This window comes from Pseudomonas sp. GW821-FHT07G06, from assembly GCF_058986625.1.
The window spans coordinates 539,929-558,170 of sequence record NZ_JBYSVW010000001.1; the positions used below are offsets into that span (position 1 = coordinate 539,929).

An 18,242-nucleotide genomic window follows, 5' to 3' on the forward strand; every position below is an offset into this window, starting at 1 on the left:
TTGCTCGCGATTGCGTCGGGTCAGCCAACATTGATGTTGACTGTGACTCAGTCATCGCGAGCAAGCTCGCTCCCACAGGGGCGTGTAGTGTCAGGTGGGGATCGGGTGCAGGTCACAATTGCGCCCGGCCTTGGCCAGTTGCCCCGGTACTTCGTGGCCGAGCAGCGCCGGCAGGCCTCGGGACAGTTTCAGCAGCAGCGGCAAATCGATGCCGGTGTGAATGCCGACTTCATCGCACAGGTTCACCAGGTCTTCTGTACAGATGTTGCCCGACGCTCCCGGTGCAAACGGGCAGCCGCCGAGGCCGCCCAATGCGGCGTCGAAACGTCGGGCACCGGCCTCGTAGGCGGCCAGCACGTTGCACAGGCCGAGGCCACGGGTGTTGTGGAAATGCAGGGTCAAATCCGCCGGGGACACCCGCTGCAGCACCCGGCGCACCAGTCGGTCGACCTGGCGCGGATTGGCCATGCCCGTGGTGTCGGCCAGGGTGATGCCCCGGATGCCGAGCTCCTGATAGGCCTCGACGATTTGCACGACGCGGTCCTCATCGATCTTGCCCTCGAACGGGCAGCCGAAGGTGGTGGCGATGCTGCCATTGAGACGCACCGGGCTTTCGCCAACGAACCGCACGATCTCGCCGAACGCTGCCAATGAATCTTCACAACGCATGCGCATGTTTGCCAGGTTGTGGGTCTGGCTGGCGGACATCACCAGGTTCAGCTCATCGGCACTGCACGCCAACGCCCGTTGCGCCCCCTTGAGGTTGGGGATCAAGGCGACATAGATCACCCCCGGCTGCCGGATAATGCCCTTGAACACCAGCTCGCCATCGCGCAGCGCAGGAATGGCCTTGGGCGACACGAACGAACCGGCTTCGATGCGGCTGAATCCGGCCTGCGACAATTGATCGATCAGGGCAATCTTGTCGTGGGTTTCAACCCAGGTCGGCTCGATTTGCAAACCGTCGCGCGGGGACACTTCCTGCACGATCAGGCTGTCGGAATAATCGCTGATCATTGCACCACTCCTTCGACTTTCAGGCGTTCGATGTCCATCGCGGTAAGGCCCAATTGCGCGAGGATGCCGTCGGTGTGCTGGCCCAGCCCGGGGCCGGACCAGTTCACGCCGCCGGGTGTCTCGGAGAGTTTCGGCACGATGCCCGGCATTTTCACCGTGGCGCCACCGGGCAGCTCGGCATTGAGCAGCATGTCCCGCGCCTGATAGTGCGGATCGGCGACGATGTCGGCCACCGAGTAGATGCGTCCGGCCGGGACTTCGGCGGCTTCCAGCGCGGCCAGCACCTCGTCGATGGGCAGGCTGCTGGTCCAGTGGGTGATGGCGGCGTCGAGCTGGTTGCTTTTGGCGGCACGCCCGTCGTTGTGGGCGAATTCCGGCGCCTCGGCCAGATCCGGGCGGCCGATGGTGTGCATCAGGCGCTTGTAGATCGGATCGCTGTTGCCGGCAATCACCACGTAGGCGCCATCGGCGGTCAAATAGGTGTTGGATGGCGCGATCCCCGGCAAGGCGCCGCCGCTGCGTTCACGCACATGACCGAGCATGTCGTATTCCGGCACCAGGCTTTCCATGACGTTGAACACGCTTTCGGCCAGGGACACATCGACGATCTGCCCGCCGCCCTGCCCGGTCTTGACTCGCAGCAATGACATCAGCGCACCGATCACCGCATGCAGCGAAGCCAGGGAATCGCCGAGGCTCACGCCGACCCGCGCCGGCGGCGAACCGGGGGTGCCGGTGGTGTAGCGAATTCCGCCCATGGCCTCGCCTATGGCACCGAAACCCGGACGGTCGCGGTACGGGCCGGTCTGGCCGTAACCGGAAATCCGCACCAGGGTCAGGTTGGGGTTGAGGGCGTGCAACACGTCCCAGCCAAGGCCGAGCTTCTCCAGGGCGCCGGGGCGCAGGTTTTCGATCAGCACATCGGCGCTGGTTGCCAATTGCTTGACCAGTTCGATGCCTTCGGGGGATTTGAGGTTCAGCGCCAGGGACTTCTTGTTGCGCGATTGCAGGTACCACCACAGCGAGGTGCCTTCATGCAGCTTGCGCCATTTGCGCAGGGGATCGCCCTGGCCCATGGCTTCGATCTTGATCACCTCGGCGCCGAATTCGGCCAGCATGCGCGCGGCAAACGGCGCAGCGATCAGTGTGCCGATCTCGATCACTTTGATTGCACTCAGGGGGGCAGTCATCGCGGGGTACCTCTTGTTCTTGGAATATGAGCCAAGGCTAGAGGACTGATGCCTGATGAATCCAACCTTCAGTTGGCAACGGGCGTTCGCGAAATGCGAACGCCCGGGGAAATTATCGTGAGCTGTAGTCCGCCATCGCGAGCAAGCTCGCTCCCACACTGGATCTTCGGCACTCACACATCCCCTGTGGGAGCGAGCTTGCTCGCGATGAGGCCGGCACAGTCAGCGAAGAACTTTCAGGCTCAACCCCGCAAATGCTCAAACAACATCCGGCTCACCGGCGACAGCAACGCCTCATCGCGCACCACCAGAATCAGCGCCCGATCGGACCATTCGTCCGTCAATGGCACCGCGTGCAAACCCAGGGCCCGGCCAAACAATTCATAGGCCCGCTGCGGAAGGATGCCGATCCCCATGTTGGCCTGGACCATGCGGCACATGGCATCGAATCCCGGCACATGTATGCGCACCCGCAACACCTTGCCGGCTTCACGGGCCGCTGCATGGGTACGCATGTTGATCGAACTGGCGGCATGCAGCCCAACGTAATCGCTGCCCAGCGTATCGGCGAACGCCACGCTCGAGCGGTTCGCCAAGGGATGGTGCGGCGGCATCAGCACCACCAGTTTGTCCTGGCGATACAGCACGCTGTGCAGGCCCTTGATGTCACTGTCGATGGAACAGATGCCGAGGTCGGCCACCCCGTCGAGCACGCCCTGAATCACCCCGGCGCTGGGGCGTTCTTCGAGGTCGGTCTTGACCTGTGGGTGACGCTCGGAAAAATCCCGCAGGTCCTCGGGCAGAAACTGAATGATCGCCGACAGGTTGGCGAGCATCCGCACATAGCCACGCACACCGTGACTGTGCTCGCCCAGTTCGAGGCCCATTTTCTCGACGTTGAACAGCATCTGCCGGGCATGGTGCAGCAGGGTTTCGCCGGCCGGCGTCAGGGACATGCCCTTGGCCTGGCGCACGAACAGGCTGATGCCCAGCGCCTCCTCCAGCTCCATCAAGCGTTTGCTTGCCGCCGAGACGGCAATCGCCTCACGCGACGCAGCACGGGTCAGCGTGCCCTCTTCATGGACGGCGACGAACAGTTGCAGGGTGATCAGGTCGAGACGGCGAATCAGGCTTTTTTGCAGCATCGGGTACTCGGCGAAGTCGGCTCGGGCGAAGTCGCAGCATAACGTTCTTCGCCCGCGTCGTGCCGTGGTCCGGCAGCCGGTCGTGATAAAGTCGCCGCCCAAAGACCTTTTGCCGTGAGACGAAGACCGCAATGACCGATTTCCAGGATGTCGACGCCCAACTTGAAGACTGGAACGCCTTGCGCAGCACCGCTTCGTTCAGTGGTTTGCTGGTGGGCAACGGTGCCAGTCGCGCGGTATGGGACGATTTCGGCTACGAGTCGCTGTTCGAAAATGCCCGCACCGTTGAAGAAAAACCCCTGAGCCCGTCCGAGCTGAGCGTGTTCGATGCCATGCAGACCCGCAGTTTCGAGCAGGTACTGAGCGCGTTGAAAACCACCAGCCGGGTCAACAAGGCGCTGGCAGTCAGCTCCGCCGCCCCGCGTAATCGCTATTACGCGATCAAGGAAGCGCTGATCAACACCGTGCATGCGGTGCATATCCCGTGGCGGCTGGTAGTGCCTTCGACGCTGGCGACGATCAATCAGGAACTGGCCAGCTACCGCACGGTGTTCACCACCAATTACGACCTGATCAACTACTGGGCGGTGCAATACCAGCCTGAGGCGATCACCGATCTGTTCCAGGGTGCCGAACCCGCTTTCGACCTGAGCGACACGGCCACCGACAAAACCCGTTTACTGTACCTGCACGGCGGTCTGCACCTGGTGCGCAACCAGGACGGCACGGCGCGCAAGCTGATGTCGACCGAGGGCACGTTGCTGGGCAATTTCGCGATCAACAACACGATCAAGACCCTCGACGACGTGCCGTTGTTCGTCAACGAAGGGCCGAGTGCGGACAAGCTCAAGACCATCCGCAGTTCGGACTATCTGTCGTTCTGCTACGAGCAATTGCTCGATCACGGTCAGGCGCTGTGCATCTTCGGCCATGCGCTGGGGCAGCAGGACAGCCACATCATCCATGCCTTGCGCCTGGCGAAACCGCAAGTGCTGGCGATTTCGATTTACCCGCGCAGCAAGGCCTTCATCCAGCACCAGAAGCGGCATTACGCGAAGGTGTTTGAGGGGACGGGGGTTGAGTTGCGGTTTTTTGATTCCAAGAGCCATGCGTTGGGTGGCCCGAAACTGACGGTTCCGGTCGAGGTTTAGCGGCGACTGATCTGACGCATTCGCGAGCAGGCTCGCTCCCACATTAGAGTACATGACCCCTGTGGGAGCGAGCCTGCTCGCGAAGCTTTTGCAGTCAACTCATTCCTCGGTGCTATGCACCACCACCAGCAACTGCGCCTGTACCTCACCCACCGAACGAATCCGGTGCGGTTTTTGCGCATTGAAGTGCAACGCATCGCCACGATCGAGCAGCACGCGCTCGTTCATGAAGTCCACTTCCACCCGCCCCTCGTGGACGAACAGAAACTCCTCGCCCAGGTGCTCCTTGAAGGTTTTGTCGGTGAACTCCGCTGGCGGGTAAATGATGAACGGCAGCAGACTGCGTTCACTGACCTGATGGGCCAGCACCGCGTAACCCGGATTGTTGCCGCTGGCCCCCAAAGGTTGCCGCTCGTGGCTGCGCACCAGGCTGTAGCTGTCGAGGCCGGCGTTGTCTTCAGAGAACAACTCCTCGACCTTCACGTTCAGCGCCTTGGCCAGTTTCAACGCTGCCGCAATCGACGGCGTGTTCAACCCGCGCTCGACTTTCGACAGGTAACTCTTGGTCATGCCGGATTGTTCGGCCAGCGCTTCCAACGTCACGCCAAGTTTTTTTCTTAGTAATTTCAAACGGATAGACATGTGGAGCGATTAATCCATCAAGGAGGCAACGATTTGTCCTTGCCAATGACACAAAGTGTCATATAGGCTCTTTAGTGTCATTTGCGTTCACCGACGACTTTGCGAGGAACCGGTGAGCGACAAACCCGACGTCCATTGAATCACCCAAAGGACACCGATATGGCCAAGACATTAGCACTGCCCAAAGAGCAACTGGTCAAGCACGCGCTGAGCCAAATGCAAAATACCCTGGCGGATAATACGTGGACCGCCCGGCAAAAGCTGGCCCTGACCTGCCGCATCCTGTTCGAGCACGGTCACGATTCCGGCCTTGCCGGGCAAATCACCGCCCGTGGTCCGCAGCCCGGCACTTACTACACTCAACAACTGGGCCTGGGTTTCGACGAAATCACCGCGGGCAACCTGCTGCTGGTCAACGAAGACCTGGAGGTGCTTGAAGGCCACGGCATGCCCAACCCGGCCAATCGTTTTCACAGTTGGGTCTACCGCGCCCGCCCGGATGTGAACTGCATCATCCACACCCATCCTACCCACGTTGCAGCCTTGTCAATGCTGGAAGTACCGTTGCAGATTTCCCACATGGACCTCTGCCCGCTCTATGACGACTGTGCGTTTCTCGAAGGCTGGCCAGGTGTGCCGGTGGGCAACGAGGAAGGTGAGTTGATTGCCGGGGCACTGGGCGACAAACGGGCGATCCTGCTTTCGCACCACGGCCAATTGTCCACCGGCAATACCATCGAGGAAGCCTGTGTCATCGCGCAGCTGATCGAACGTGCCGCGAAGCTGCAACTGTTGGCGATGAGCGCCGGGACCATCAAGCCGATCATCCCCGCGCTGGGCCGCGAAGCCCATGACTGGATTGCCCGGCCGAAACGTCACGCCGCCGCTTTCAACTACTACGCCCGGCAGAGCCTGCGCCAACACGCCGATTGCCTGAACTGACCCCAGACCTTTTTGAACGGAGAGACACCATGTCCACCGCAAGCATTCACGGCATCATCGGCTACACCATCACCCCTTTCACCGCCCATGGCGAAGGCGTTGACCTGGACGCCCTCGGGCGCTCCATCGACCACCTGATCGAGAGCGGCGTGCACGCCATCGCACCACTGGGCAGCACCGGTGAAGGTGCCTACCTGAGCGACACGGAGTGGGATCAGGTCAGCGAATTCAGTATCAAGCACGTGGCCAAACGCGTGCCGACCGTCGTCAGCGTGTCCGACCTGACCACCGCCAAAGCGGTACGTCGCGCGCGCTTCGCCGAAGCCCATGGCGCCGATGTGGTGATGGTGCTGCCTGCGTCCTACTGGAAACTCAGTGAAGCGGAAATCCTCGCCCATTACCGCGCCATCGGCGACAGCATCGGCGTGCCGATCATGCTCTACAACAACCCGGCCACCAGCGGCACCGACATGTCGGTGGACCTGATCCTGCACATCGTCAAGGCCGTGGAAAACGTGACCATGGTCAAGGAGAGCACCGGCGACATCCAGCGCATGCATCAACTGCAACGTCAGGGTGACGGCCAGGTGCCGTTCTACAACGGCTGCAATCCGTTGGCCCTGGAGGCCTTTGCCGCCGGCGCGAAAGGCTGGTGCACCGCTGCGCCGAACCTGATCCCGCGGCTCAACCTGGATTTGTATGAAGCGGTGCTGGCCAATGATTTGGCCAAGGCCCGGGAGCTGTTCTACCGCCAGTTGCCGCTGCTGGATTTCATCCTCAAGGGAGGCTTGCCGGCGACGATCAAGGCGGGCCTGCGGGCGACAGGTCTGGAGGTGGGGGATCCGCGGTTGCCGGTGTTCCCGTTGGGTGAGGCGGGGGTTAGTCAACTTCAAGGCCTACTCGAAGCCTTACGCTGAATTCAGGTTAAACACCCCCTGTGGGAGCGAGCTTGCTCGCGATGAGGCCATTACATTCAACACAGATATTGACTGTCAGACCGCCATCGCGAGCAAGCTCGCTCCCACAGGGATATGTACTGGATTTGAAAGTAGTGATCAAAGCACCGGCAGGGTCTTGTCCTTGACCACCTTGCTCGGGCCGTTGGCCTTCACGCTGGCGATGCCTTTCTCCATGGCGGCATCGGAGGAATAGGTCTCGCTGCTGCCGATGATCTCGTGGTTACCAGCCTTGAGGTTGAAATACGGATGGCCATCCTTGGTGGTTTTCTTCTCGTAGCGCTCATCCAACGGGCTGTTGGCCTGGACCGAGGCGATGCCTTTGTCGGCGGCGGCGTGGGTGGTGTACAGCTCGCTGGTCAGAATGGTCTCGGCGTTGGCCGCCTTGAGGACAAACCTGAACTGGCCATTGCTGCTTTTGCTCACTTCATACCATCCGGACATGCTCTTTCTCCTTGGCGATTGAGAGGTTGCGCGCTTCACAGTAAAGACCAAGCCGGGATTTCTGTCGCCTGTACCGGCCCCTTCGCGAGCAGGCTCGCTCCCACAGGAGGTGCGTGCCTTTCTGTGGGAGCGAGCCTGCTCGCGATGAAGTCGACACGAACTTCCTTACTTCGCCGCGGCCCGCACCACCGACAACTCCGGAGACTGCGTCCGCCGCTGGCTCAGATACCGCGTACAACTCACCCGCAGGAACGAAGCGAAATTGACCACCTCGCCGCGATAGTCCATCACCTCTTCATACAGCTTGGCGATCAACTGATTGGTGGTCATGCCGTCGACCTCGGCGATTTCGCTGAGGATGTCCCAGAACTGATTCTCCAGCCGCAGGGTGGTGACCACCCCGCAGATGCGCAGCGAGCGGGAGCGCGATTCGTAAAGAATCGGGTCGGCTTTGACGTACAGCTCGCACATGGACATGCCCCTCGTTACAGCGTGATTTTGGTACCCAGCAACCCCAGGAAACCGGCCAGCCAGTTCGGGTGCGCAGGCCAGGCCGGCGCCGTGGCCAGATTGCCCTGAACATGGCCGTCCGTCACCGGGATGTCGATATACGTACCGCCCGCCAGGCGCACTTCCGGAGCGCAGGCCGGATAAGCGCTGCATTCGCGGCCTTCGAGAATACCCGCTGCCGCCAGCAACTGCGCGCCATGGCACACGGCGGCGATCGGCTTGCCGGCCTTGTCGAATGCGCGCACCAGTTCCAGGACCTTTTCGTTCAGTCGCAGGTACTCCGGCGCACGGCCGCCCGGAATCAGCACGGCGTCATAATCGGCGGCGTTGACCTTGGCGAAGTCGAAGTTGAGGGCAAACAGGTGACCGGGCTTTTCGCTGTAGGTCTGGTCGCCTTCAAAGTCATGGATCGCCGTGCGCACGGTCTGGCCGGCGGTTTTGTCCGGGCAAACGGCGTGCACCGTGTGGCCGACCATCAGCAGCGCCTGGAACGGCACCATCACCTCATAGTCTTCGACGTAATCACCAACCAGCATCAGAATTTTTTTCGCAGCCATGGGGAGAACTCCTCTGGAAGTGGGCGTGCAGGAGTATTCAAGGTAGTCCTTATCCGGTGGGCCGGGTAACAACCGGCTACTACGAACACACACGACCCCGTAGGAGCTGCCGAAGGCTGCGATCTTTTGATCTTGATCTTGATCTTGATCTTGATCTTCAGTGATCCGTTTAGCCGCGAATTTAAAAGCAAGATCAAAAGATCGCAGCCTTCGGCAGCTCCTACGCGGTGCTCGCATTACTCGCAACTGTACGGATAACTCTGCACCTAGCTGTAACAGCGCGAAACCCGGCATTTATGGCTAGATGAAGGCACCTCCCATCACCCACGATTCTGGTTGCCATCATGTCCTCGCGCGAAAACACCGGCATGGCCCTGGGCCTGCTCGGCGTTGTGATCTTCAGCCTCACCCTGCCCTTCACGCGGATCGTCGTGCAGGAACTCCACCCGCTGCTCAACGGCCTGGGCCGGGCACTGTTTGCGGCGGTGCCGGCAGCGTTGCTGTTGCTCTGGCGCCGGGAAAAATGGCCGACCTGGAAACAGGTCAAAGGCCTGACGCTGGTGATGGCCGGGGTGATCCTCGGTTTCCCGGTGTTGTCGGCCTGGGCCATGCAAACCTTGCCGGCGTCCCACGGCGCGCTGGTCAATGGTTTGCAGCCACTGTGCGTGGCGCTGTACGCCGCGTGGCTGTCCCATGAACGGCCTTCGAAAGCGTTCTGGGCCTGCGCCGCATTGGGCAGTGCGCTGGTGCTCGGTTATGCGCTGATCAGCGGTGCCGGCAGCATTCAGGCCGGTGACCTGCTGATGCTTGGCGCCATTGCCGTGGGCGGATTGGGCTACGCCGAGGGAGGTCGACTGGCCAGGGAGATGGGCGGCTGGCAGGTGATCTGCTGGGCGCTGGTGCTGTCGACGCCGCTGTTGATCGGCCCGGTGGTGTATCTGGCGCTGCAACACCAGGGTGAGGTTTCCGCCAAAACCTGGTGGGCCTTCGGTTATGTCTCGCTGTTTTCACAGTTCATCGGCTTCTTCGCCTGGTACGCCGGGCTGGCCATGGGCGGCATTGCCCGGGTCAGCCAGATTCAGTTGTTGCAGATCTTCTTCACCATCGCCTTCTCCGCACTGTTCTTCGGCGAACAGGTGGAGCCGATCACCTGGCTGTTTGCCGGTGGGGTCATTGTGACGGTGATGCTGGGGCGCAAGACCGCGGTCAGACCCAATAATGTGGGAGCGAGCTTGCTCGCGATGGGGACATCACATTCAACACATTTGTCGACTGTAAATCCGCCATCGCGAGCAAGCTCGCTCCCACAGGATCAAAGGTAACCATCAGCGCGCAGCAACGTTTCCAGGCAATGCTCACTGATGTGGTAGAAATCCTTCAGCTCCTGAATCTTCGCCAATAGCTGGGCCGGTTCCACCGGCTCGGCGCGCTTGACCGCCAGGATCATCTTGTTCTTGTTGGTGTGGTCCAGCGAGATGAACTCGAACACCTTGGTCTCGTAGCCGCAGGCCTCAAGGAACAACGCGCGCAAACTGTCGGTGACCATCTCCGCCTGCTGGCCCAGATGCAAACCGTATTGCAGCATCGGCTTGAGCAGCGCCGGGCTCTGGATTTGCAGGCGGATCTGTTTGTGGCAGCAAGGCGAGCACATGATGATCGACGCGCCGGAACGGATACCGGTGTGGATCGCATAGTCGGTGGCGATATCGCAGGCATGCAGGGCGATCATCACGTCCAGCTCGCTCGGCGCCACGCTGCGCACGTCACCACACTTGAACACCAGGCCGGGGTGCTCAAGCCTGGCGGCCGCGGTGTTGCACAGGGTGACCATGTCTTCACGCAGCTCGACGCCGGTCACCTCGCCTTCGGCCTTCAAGGTGTTGCGCAGGTAATCGTGGATGGCGAAGGTCAGGTAGCCCTTGCCCGATCCGAAGTCCGCCACACGCACCGGTTTGTCCAGCGCCAGGGGTGACGAGGTCAGTGCATGGCTGAACACTTCGATGAACTTGTTGATCTGCTTCCACTTGCGCGACATCGCCGGGATCAGTTCATGCTGCTTGTTGGTCACCCCCAGGTCGGCGAGAAACGGCCGGCTCAGGTCAAGAAAACGGTTTTTTTCACGGTTGTGCTCGGCCGATGGTACTTCGCGCAATTGTTGAGGTTTGCTCTTGAACAGCGATGACTTGCCCTTTTTGCTGTATTCGAGCTGGGCTTCGTCGGTCAACGACAACAAATGCGCATTTTTGAACGACGCCGGCAGCAACCCGGCAATGCTCGCCACGCCTTCGGCCAGCGGCAGGTTCTTGGTGATATCGCGGGTCTTGTAGCGATAGACGAAAGACAGGCAAGGCTGCGCCTTGACCGTCACCGACTTGACGATGATCCGCTGCAGATCCGTTTCATCGCCCGCGTACTTGGCCAGCACCAGTTTGATGAACGCATTGTGCTCGAGGCTGGCTTGCAGCAGCTCGATGAACTGGGCGTGATGATCCGGCGCGAGGCTGGCGGGAGTGGCGGTGACGGACATGGAAAAACGGCCTCAGGCGATGCAAAGCGGAGAATGCCGGTATTTTAAGGGGGACGAGGACTTTGGGCACGGGGTTATTTTGTGGCAGGTCCCAGTCACGCAGTCCAGGACCTCGATAAACCGTTGAAGCCTCAGGGTTCCACCAGGCGAAGCTTGCGATTGTTTGGTGAATTGATGATGTGTTTGACGATCAGCCCCACTGGCACCGCCCAGGTCAGGCCATTGGCAGGGTCAGTCACCACGGCGACCGTTTCGGAACTTGCATCGATGTCCAGGCGCCGACGGTCGTTGCACGACTTGAGTACGCCATAGGCACGGCTCACCAGCCTTTCGGCCAGGAACATCGGTACATCCATACTCTGCAGATGCTTCACCGCGCGACAAAACAGGACTTGATCATCGATCCCCCCTTCACTTTCATGACGTCCCAGAAACGCCTGGGCAATAGCCAATAGCTCCTCATTCAGACCTGCATTTTCATCAATGACCTTCATGCTCACGTCTCCTGCGACACTTCTGTCGTGTCAGGACTGACGGCAACAGGCCGGGAGGCACGGCGCAAATCGGGTCCGGCGCAAGGCAGGCGTACGGCCGGATTGGGCATGCCACTGGGCGAAAGCTCATGGGTCATTTCAAATTCGGCACGTACGGACCAACCGCAAGCTTCCGACGTACATTGCAGATACGCCACCCGCAGGAAAATATGACGGCCTTCGCTGGTGCGGATGCGCATCCGGCTCAAGCAGTGCGGACACACCATTTTATAAGTACTCATGCTTGAATCCCGAGGGTCATTGGGTGGCAATCAACCTGATCAAACGCAATACTGCTTGACGCGTTCATCGCGGCACTCCGGGCTTGCGAACAGTGTCTGCCAGGCATAAGGAACTGCATCGGGCAGACGTGTAATGGGGTCGAGCCATGCTCGTAGGAAATCACCCTGATACCATTAGGAAGTTTCGACATCGTATTCTTCTGACTCATCTTTGATGATTGATTACTTACAAGAAAAAAAGTACTCATTACGCATAAATTAGGCACTCAAAAAGCATATGTCAAAAGGAAGCGGCTCAAATTGCGTAGCAAAAAATCACAAGCTGTTCTGGCTCGTCTAAAGCAAGTTACCGGCACAAAAACCGATGCTTCTTTATCTTCCGCGCTACAGATCAGCCCGCAAACCCTTAGTAGCTGGCGAGGCCGCGACAGCACACCTTACTCATTATGCGTAGAAATCGCGCAAACCCGGGGAATATCCCTTGACTGGCTGTTGCTGGGCGAAGGGCCGATTCTGAGAAAAGCAGTTGCTGATTCTTCGGAGACCGCTCAGGAAAGCACAACACGGGAAAACACCATCCTCGCGCTCTGGCGGTTGCTCGATGAAAAAGACCGCGGCGCCATACAAAACGCACTCGAGGAAAAGCAACGACTGCGTGATATGGAACTCAGGCTTTCCGAAATGGCCGCTATCCTGGCAACGCTCAAACCTTCGAATGAAACCTGATGAACGGTGTCATCCGAAGTTGCATGGCTTCAAGAAACGCCCGTCCCGGATATCAAGGCAACCCCATTCACGAACCATCATCTTCGTCCTCTCAGGTGCCGAATAATTTCGCCGATACCGACACCATCGACCCATTGCATGAGCTTGATGCTGATGGGAATAACGATCATCGCGCAAAGAAAGGCTGTTACCCCACCGGTCAGAAAAGGCGCCAGCGGATGTGCGACAGGCGTAAAGAGGTAGCCGACACCTGCAGACAGCAACCAGGAACCGATGCGCTGCCAGGCCTTGAAGCTGGTGCGAGTGGTCGTGACCAGCCACGCGCCGAGCATTGCACCGAACAGCACTTCGCCATCGACAACCGGCAACGTCGCAATGCCCATTCCCAACATGAGCGCACCGATACCGTTGTAGGTCGAATCAGTCAGGCTCATGCGCACCTCGCGCAACGACCGAATCCACCTCGATCGCTCCCGACTCGATTGCCCTGAGCAATGCGCAGGTGCGAGAGCTGACGTCGAACTTTCGGCGAATATTGGCGAAGTGAAAATTGACGGTAGATTCCGTGCAATTCTCGATCCTGGCAATTTCCCAGGAAGTTTTGCCCTTGAAACACCACATCAGGATTTGCGTTTCTTTGGCCGTCAGTTTCGCCTTGGGCTTGCTTCCCTCAGCGCCATTGGCTGCCTTTGCCAAAGAGTCAATCGATTGTCGGGTTGCCATAAGAATCCCTCTTCGCGGGAACGCCCGTCGCTGGGCGATCACTGTTGGAGAGAAATACTGACGACAGGGCCGAACCCGGACAATTGACGGGAGTTGTAGCGGCGAGCGCTACACAATGCCACGGAGAACTTAGCCGAGCACCACCAGGCGGTTCGGCAGTTCATTGCGCACATGGGTCACGGGCACGTGCACCTTGAGCAACTCGCCGCAGGCTTCGACGCAGCTGACAAACCCTTGCAACGTCTGCCCCTGCTTCACCTGCTGGGTGAAGGTGGCGACGATGGCATCCCAGTTCTTGTTGTCCAGACGACTGGAAATGCCTTCATCCACCAGAATCTCCACATAACGCTCGGCTTCGGAGACGAAAATCAGTACACCGGTGCTGCCTTCGGTGTGGTGCAGGTTCTGCTCCAGGAACTGTCGGCGCGCCAGGTTCGAGGCGCGCCAGTGGCGCACCGAGCGCGGGACCAGATGGGTAGTGACTTTCGGCAGACGGAACACCAGGCACAGGACGATGAAGATGGCCCATTGCACCAGCAGCAGGCTGTGCAGGGTCAGCCAGCCGGTGAGGTAATGCACGATGCCCGGCCCCAGCAGCGCCAGCACGCTGGCCCACAGCAACGGGATGTACGCATAGTCGTCGGCGCGGGCCGCGAGCACGGTCACCAGTTCTGCATCGGTGTCGCGCTCGACCCGGGCGATTGCCTCGGCGACTTTGCGTTGTTCGTGTTCAGTCAGTAATGCCATGTCGTGAATTGCCTGCTCATTTTTATTATCACCAGCCGCCGGACGAACCGCCCCCGCCGAAACTGCCTCCGCCGCCGCTGAAGCCTCCACCTCCACCGCCGCCGCCAAATCCACCACCGCCAAAGCCGCCCCCGGATCCTCCGGAGCCACCCCGGCCGGCGGGAAGGATACCGAGCATCTGACACACAAAAACAGTCAGGATGAACAGCATCACCAAAAACACCAGCAACCCGGGATGCCGCGAGACGAAATCGTCCCCCGGATCGCCTCTGGATTCATACGCCGTGGAGGGTTCGTCCAAGGGGTTGCCGCCCAGCACCACCAGCATCGCCGCCACGCCGTCACTGATGCCTTTACTGAAGTTGCCGGTCTTGAATGCCGGGGTGATGACCTGGTTGATGATCACTGAACTCTGGGCGTCGGTCAGGCGATCCTCCAGGCCATACCCGACTTCGATACGCAACCGGCGCTCGTTCCGGGCGATGATCAGCAGGGCGCCGTTGTTCTTGTCCTTCTGCCCGATCCCCCAGTGGCGACCCAGCTGGTAACCGAAGTCGGCGATGTCGGTGCCCTGCAAGTCCGGCAACGTCACGACCACAAGCTGCTCGCCGGTGGCCTGTTCATGGGCCTGAAGCTGTTGGTTGAGCTGCTCGCGCACTGCAGGTTCGATCATCTGCGCGTTGTCGACCACGCGCCCGGTCAGCGCCGGAAAATTCAGTTCGGCCCGGGCCGTGATCGCCACCACCCACAACAACAGCATCAGGCCCGCTTTCAACACGCGCATTGGCTACCTCTTCCATCCCGAACCTGGCCCTGTAGGAGCTGCCGAAGGCTGCGATCTGTTGATCCTGACCTTTAGCGCTCGCAAAAAAATCAACGTCAACAGATCGCAGCCTTCGGCAGCTCCTACAGGTTGCTTCAGAATTTGACTTCCGGGGCCTTTTCCGAACCCGGCGTGGCTTCGAAGGTCTCACGCACCGGCAGGTCGCTGTACATCACCGTGTGCCACAGGCGACCGGGGAAGGTGCGGATCTCGGTGTTGTATTTCTGCACCGCGAGGATGAAATCGCGCCGGGCCACGCTGATGCGGTTCTCGGTGCCTTCGAGCTGCGATTGCAGGGCGAGGAAGTTCTGGTTGGCCTTGAGGTCCGGATAACGCTCGGAGACCACCATCAAACGGCTCAAGGCGCCGCTGAGCTGATCCTGGGCCTGTTGGTACTGCTTGAGTTTTTCCGGGTTGTCGAGGGTCGAGGCATCCACCTGGATCGACGTGGCCTTGGCTCGGGCCTCAATGACCGCGGTCAGGGTCTCTTCTTCATGTTTTGCGTAGCCCTTGACCGTTTCCACCAGGTTGGGAATCAGGTCGGCGCGCCGCTGATACTGGTTCTGCACCTGGCCCCAGGCGGCCTTGGCCTGTTCGTCGAGGGTCGGGATGTTGTTGATGCCGCAGGCGGTCAGCAACGTGGCCAGCATCAGCAGCGTGACGACCTGCATACGCGAGCGGTAGGTTGGACTTGCACTCATCAGGATGTCGCTCCCTTGTACATTCATGAAAAAACCGACCGTGAAACCTTCTGGGCCGGCTCTTGGGGCATAATCGCCCGCGCCTCTGGATTGCAACGGGCCGATGGGCTAAAAAGAGGCCCTGCGTGAAAACGCATCCGCCACCTGGCTGTCGTTTTCTGGCTCTGGTTTTTTGAGCCGGCACCCGAACAACAATAGACGCTCCCTAAATTTTGGCTGGCCGGCGTGAATATCGCCGTTTGGGCCCTTGAGAAAACTATTCATGAAGAAGCTGTGTTTGCTGGGCCTGTTCGTCAGCCTGGCCAGTCATAACGTATTGGCCGCCACGACGCCCGCACCCCTGGAGAACAAGGAAGCCTTCGTCAGCAACCTGATGAAGCAAATGACCCTCGATGAAAAAATCGGCCAGTTGCGCCTGATCAGCATCGGCCCGGAAATGCCTCGCGAAATGATCCGCAAGGAAATCGCGGCGGGCAACATCGGCGGTACGTTCAACTCGATCACCCGTCCGGAAAACCGGCCGATGCAGGACGCCGCCATGCGCAGCCGCCTGAAGATCCCGATGTTCTTCGCCTACGACGTGATCCACGGCCACCGCACCATTTTCCCGATCCCGCTGGCTCTGGCCTCGAGTTGGGACATGGATGCCATCGGCCTGTCCGGGCGCATCGCCGCCAAGGAAGCCGCGGCTGACAGCCTCGACATCACCTTCGCGCCGATGGTCGACATCTCCCGCGACCCGCGCTGGGGCCGTACCTCCGAAGGCTTCGGCGAAGACACCTACCTGGTGTCGCGCATTGCCGGCGTGATGGTCAAGGCGTTCCAGGGTACTGGCGCGAACGCGGCCGACAGCATCATGGCCAGCGTCAAGCACTTCGCCCTGTACGGCGCGGTCGAGGGTGGCCGCGACTACAACATAGTCGACATGAGCCCGGTCAAGATGTACCAGGACTACCTGCCACCGTACCGCGCCGCCATCGATGCCGGCGCTGGCGGGGTCATGGTCGCGCTGAACTCAGTCAACGGCGTACCGGCCACCGCCAACACCTGGCTGATGAACGACCTGCTGCGCAAGGAGTGGGGCTTCAAGGGCCTGGCCGTCAGCGACCACGGGGCGATTTTCGAGCTGATCAAGCACGGCGTTGCCGCCGACGGTCGCGAAGCGGCGAAGCTGGCGATCAAGGCCGGCATCCACATGAGCATGAACGACACCCTGTACGGCAAAGAGCTGCCAGGGCTGCTGAAGTCCGGCGAGATCCAGCAGAGCGACATCGACAACGCCGTGCGTGCGGTACTGGACGCCAAGTACGACATGGGCCTGTTCAAGGACCCGTACTTGCGTATCGGCAAGGCCGAGGACGATCCGGTCGACACCTACGCCGACAGCCGCCTGCACCGCGCTGAAGCCCGTGATGTGGCACGCCGCAGCCAGGTGCTATTGAAGAACCAGAACGAGACCCTGCCGCTGAAGAAGACCGCGAAAATCGCGCTGGTCGGTCCGCTGGCCAAGGCGCCCATCGACATGATGGGCAGTTGGGCCGCCGCGGGCAGGCCTGCGCAGTCCGTTACCCTGTTCGACGGCATGACCAACGCCCTGGGCGATAAATCGACGCTGATCTACGCCCGTGGCGCCAACATCACCAGCGACCCGAAGATCCTCGGTTACCTGAACTTCCTCAACTTCGACGCCCCGGAAGTGGTGGATGATCCGCGCCCGGCGAATGTGCTGATCGACGAAGCGGTGAAAGCGGCCAAGGATGCGGATGTCGTCGTTGCCGCCGTGGGCGAATCCCGTGGCATGTCCCACGAATCGTCGAGCCGCACCGACCTGAACATCCCGGAAAACCAGCGCGAGCTGATCCGTGCCCTGAAAGCCACCGGCAAACCGCTGGTGCTGGTGTTGATGAACGGCCGTCCACTGACGATCCTCGAAGAGAAAGAACAGGCTGACGCGATCCTGGAAACCTGGTTCACCGGCACCGAAGGCGGCAACGCCATCGCCGACGTGCTGTTCGGCGACTACAACCCGTCGGGCAAACTGCCGATCAGTATCCCGCGTTCGGTCGGCCAGATTCCGACCTACTACAACCACCTGACCATTGGCCGGCCATTCACCCCGGGCAAACCGGGCAACTACACCTCGCAGTACTTCGATGACACCACAGGCCCGCTGTACCCGTTCGGCTATGGCCTGAGCTACACCGAGTTCAGCCTGAGCGACATGGCGCTGTCGTCGACCACGCTGAACAAGACCGGCAAGCTCGACGCCAGTGTCACGGTGAAAAACACCGGCAAGCGCGACGGCGAAACCGTGGTGCAGTTGTACATCCAGGACGTGGCAGGCTCGATGATCCGCCCGATCAAGGAACTGAAGAACTTCCAGAAAGTGATGATCAAGGCCGGCGAGCAGAAGGTCGTGCACTTCACCATCACCGAGGACGACCTGAAGTTCTACAACACCCAGCTCAAATACGCGGCGGAACCGGGCAAGTTCAACGTGCAGATCGGCCTGGATTCCGAGGACGTGACGCAGCAGAGTTTTGAGTTGCTCTAACCTCGTTGCACCGCATTAACCCTGTGGGAGCGAGCCTGCTCGCGAAGACGGTGTGTCAGTCAACGATGATGTCGACTGGCAGACCGAATTCGCGAGCAGGCTCGCTCCCACA

Annotated in this window: 21 protein-coding genes; 6 read left to right on the forward strand and 15 right to left on the reverse strand. The window is 60.2% G+C overall.

All coding sequences use genetic code 11. The features are described from left to right. Nucleotides 1–90: 90 nt before the first annotated feature. From AC3WJW_RS02380 to AC3WJW_RS02390, 3 genes are all read right to left on the reverse strand, one after another. Nucleotides 91–1,017: a hydroxymethylglutaryl-CoA lyase gene (locus tag AC3WJW_RS02380; RefSeq protein WP_493724987.1), complete on the reverse strand. Its 927-nt coding sequence runs from the start codon at nt 1,015–1,017 to the stop codon at nt 91–93. Then, entirely contained in the window at nt 1,014–2,207 is a 1,194-nt protein-coding gene (locus AC3WJW_RS02385) for a CaiB/BaiF CoA transferase family protein (protein ID WP_493724988.1), read from the reverse strand. The genes AC3WJW_RS02380 and AC3WJW_RS02385 overlap by 4 nt, the downstream gene beginning before the upstream one ends. A 242-nt stretch (nt 2,208–2,449) precedes the next feature. Continuing rightward, nucleotides 2,450–3,352 carry a LysR family transcriptional regulator gene (locus AC3WJW_RS02390; RefSeq protein ID WP_493724989.1) on the reverse strand — a complete coding sequence of 301 codons (903 nt, stop codon included), beginning with the start codon at nt 3,350–3,352 and terminating at the stop codon, nt 2,450–2,452. A gap of 131 nt (nt 3,353–3,483) precedes the next feature. On the opposite strand from AC3WJW_RS02390, the gene AC3WJW_RS02395 reads away from it, so the two are divergent. Then, entirely contained in the window at nt 3,484–4,503 is a 1,020-nt protein-coding gene (locus AC3WJW_RS02395; RefSeq protein ID WP_493724990.1) for a DUF4917 family protein, read from the forward strand. Nucleotides 4,504–4,602: 99 nt separating this feature from the next. Here AC3WJW_RS02395 and AC3WJW_RS02400 read toward each other — a convergent pair whose 3' ends face one another. Continuing rightward, entirely contained in the window at nt 4,603–5,145 is a 543-nt protein-coding gene (locus AC3WJW_RS02400; RefSeq protein WP_007976760.1) for a helix-turn-helix domain-containing protein, read from the reverse strand. Nucleotides 5,146–5,304: 159 nt separating this feature from the next. Here AC3WJW_RS02400 and AC3WJW_RS02405 point away from each other — a divergent pair, with 159 nt between their 5' ends. Together AC3WJW_RS02405 and AC3WJW_RS02410 are read left to right on the forward strand one after the other, a co-directional pair. Next, a complete protein-coding gene (locus tag AC3WJW_RS02405; protein ID WP_007976758.1) occupies nt 5,305–6,087 on the forward strand; it encodes an aldolase in 783 nt (260 codons plus the stop codon). A gap of 29 nt (nt 6,088–6,116) precedes the next feature. Beyond that, the gene (locus tag AC3WJW_RS02410; protein WP_493724991.1) at nt 6,117–7,004 is read left to right on the forward strand and encodes a dihydrodipicolinate synthase family protein; all 888 of its coding nucleotides are present in this window, start codon (nt 6,117–6,119) and stop codon (nt 7,002–7,004) included. A 138-nt stretch (nt 7,005–7,142) separates the two neighbouring features. Here the strand turns inward: AC3WJW_RS02410 and AC3WJW_RS02415 are convergent, their stop codons facing one another. The 3 genes from AC3WJW_RS02415 to AC3WJW_RS02425 form a co-directional block, all read right to left on the reverse strand. Next, a complete protein-coding gene (locus AC3WJW_RS02415; RefSeq protein WP_095966237.1) occupies nt 7,143–7,487 on the reverse strand; it encodes a YegP family protein in 345 nt (114 codons plus the stop codon). Nucleotides 7,488–7,652: 165 nt separating this feature from the next. Beyond that, nucleotides 7,653–7,958 carry a ribbon-helix-helix domain-containing protein gene (locus tag AC3WJW_RS02420; RefSeq protein ID WP_493725142.1) on the reverse strand — a complete coding sequence of 102 codons (306 nt, stop codon included), beginning with the start codon at nt 7,956–7,958 and terminating at the stop codon, nt 7,653–7,655. Nucleotides 7,959–7,972: 14 nt separating this feature from the next. Further along, on the reverse strand, nt 7,973–8,554 hold the full coding sequence (locus tag AC3WJW_RS02425; protein ID WP_095966235.1) for a DJ-1/PfpI family protein: 582 nt from the start codon (nt 8,552–8,554) through the stop codon (nt 7,973–7,975). 344 nt (nt 8,555–8,898) lie between these two features. On the opposite strand from AC3WJW_RS02425, the gene AC3WJW_RS02430 reads away from it, so the two are divergent. Beyond that, on the forward strand, nt 8,899–9,876 hold the full coding sequence (locus tag AC3WJW_RS02430) for a DMT family transporter (RefSeq protein ID WP_493724992.1): 978 nt from the start codon (nt 8,899–8,901) through the stop codon (nt 9,874–9,876). On the opposite strand, the gene AC3WJW_RS02435 is transcribed toward AC3WJW_RS02430, so the two are convergent. From AC3WJW_RS02435 to AC3WJW_RS02445, 3 genes are all read right to left on the reverse strand, one after another. Further along, nucleotides 9,867–11,081, reverse strand: coding sequence for a class I SAM-dependent methyltransferase (locus tag AC3WJW_RS02435; protein ID WP_493724993.1), 1,215 nt, complete (start codon nt 11,079–11,081; stop codon nt 9,867–9,869). The two genes, AC3WJW_RS02430 and AC3WJW_RS02435, sit on opposite strands and share 10 nt — an antisense overlap. A 131-nt stretch (nt 11,082–11,212) precedes the next feature. Further along, nucleotides 11,213–11,575 (reverse strand): hypothetical protein, encoded by a 363-nt coding sequence (locus tag AC3WJW_RS02440; protein WP_493724994.1) that lies wholly within the window; start codon nt 11,573–11,575, stop codon nt 11,213–11,215. Between the two features lie 2 nt (nt 11,576–11,577). Continuing rightward, entirely contained in the window at nt 11,578–11,856 is a 279-nt protein-coding gene (locus AC3WJW_RS02445; protein ID WP_104450581.1) for an Ogr/Delta-like zinc finger protein, read from the reverse strand. A gap of 300 nt (nt 11,857–12,156) precedes the next feature. Here AC3WJW_RS02445 and AC3WJW_RS02450 point away from each other — a divergent pair, with 300 nt between their 5' ends. After that, entirely contained in the window at nt 12,157–12,582 is a 426-nt protein-coding gene (locus AC3WJW_RS02450) for a helix-turn-helix domain-containing protein (RefSeq protein WP_493724995.1), read from the forward strand. Between the two features lie 77 nt (nt 12,583–12,659). Here AC3WJW_RS02450 and AC3WJW_RS02455 read toward each other — a convergent pair whose 3' ends face one another. The 5 genes from AC3WJW_RS02455 to AC3WJW_RS02475 form a co-directional block, all read right to left on the reverse strand. Then, nucleotides 12,660–13,016, reverse strand: coding sequence for a putative holin (locus AC3WJW_RS02455; protein WP_493724996.1), 357 nt, complete (start codon nt 13,014–13,016; stop codon nt 12,660–12,662). Beyond that, nucleotides 13,003–13,305: a helix-turn-helix domain-containing protein gene (locus AC3WJW_RS02460; protein WP_493724997.1), complete on the reverse strand. Its 303-nt coding sequence runs from the start codon at nt 13,303–13,305 to the stop codon at nt 13,003–13,005. Before AC3WJW_RS02460 ends, AC3WJW_RS02455 begins: the two co-directional genes overlap by 14 nt. 129 nt (nt 13,306–13,434) lie before the next feature. Then, on the reverse strand, nt 13,435–14,052 hold the full coding sequence (locus AC3WJW_RS02465; RefSeq protein WP_493724998.1) for a TPM domain-containing protein: 618 nt from the start codon (nt 14,050–14,052) through the stop codon (nt 13,435–13,437). A gap of 28 nt (nt 14,053–14,080) precedes the next feature. Further along, complete coding sequence (locus tag AC3WJW_RS02470; protein ID WP_493724999.1) at nt 14,081–14,836, reverse strand: TPM domain-containing protein; 756 nt, start codon at nt 14,834–14,836, stop codon at nt 14,081–14,083. A gap of 134 nt (nt 14,837–14,970) precedes the next feature. Next, entirely contained in the window at nt 14,971–15,576 is a 606-nt protein-coding gene (locus AC3WJW_RS02475) for a LemA family protein (RefSeq protein ID WP_493725000.1), read from the reverse strand. 262 nt (nt 15,577–15,838) lie between these two features. Here AC3WJW_RS02475 and bglX point away from each other — a divergent pair, with 262 nt between their 5' ends. Next, a complete protein-coding gene (gene bglX, locus AC3WJW_RS02480; RefSeq protein ID WP_493725001.1) occupies nt 15,839–18,130 on the forward strand; it encodes a beta-glucosidase BglX in 2,292 nt (763 codons plus the stop codon). The last annotated feature ends 112 nt before the right edge of the window (nt 18,131–18,242 follow it).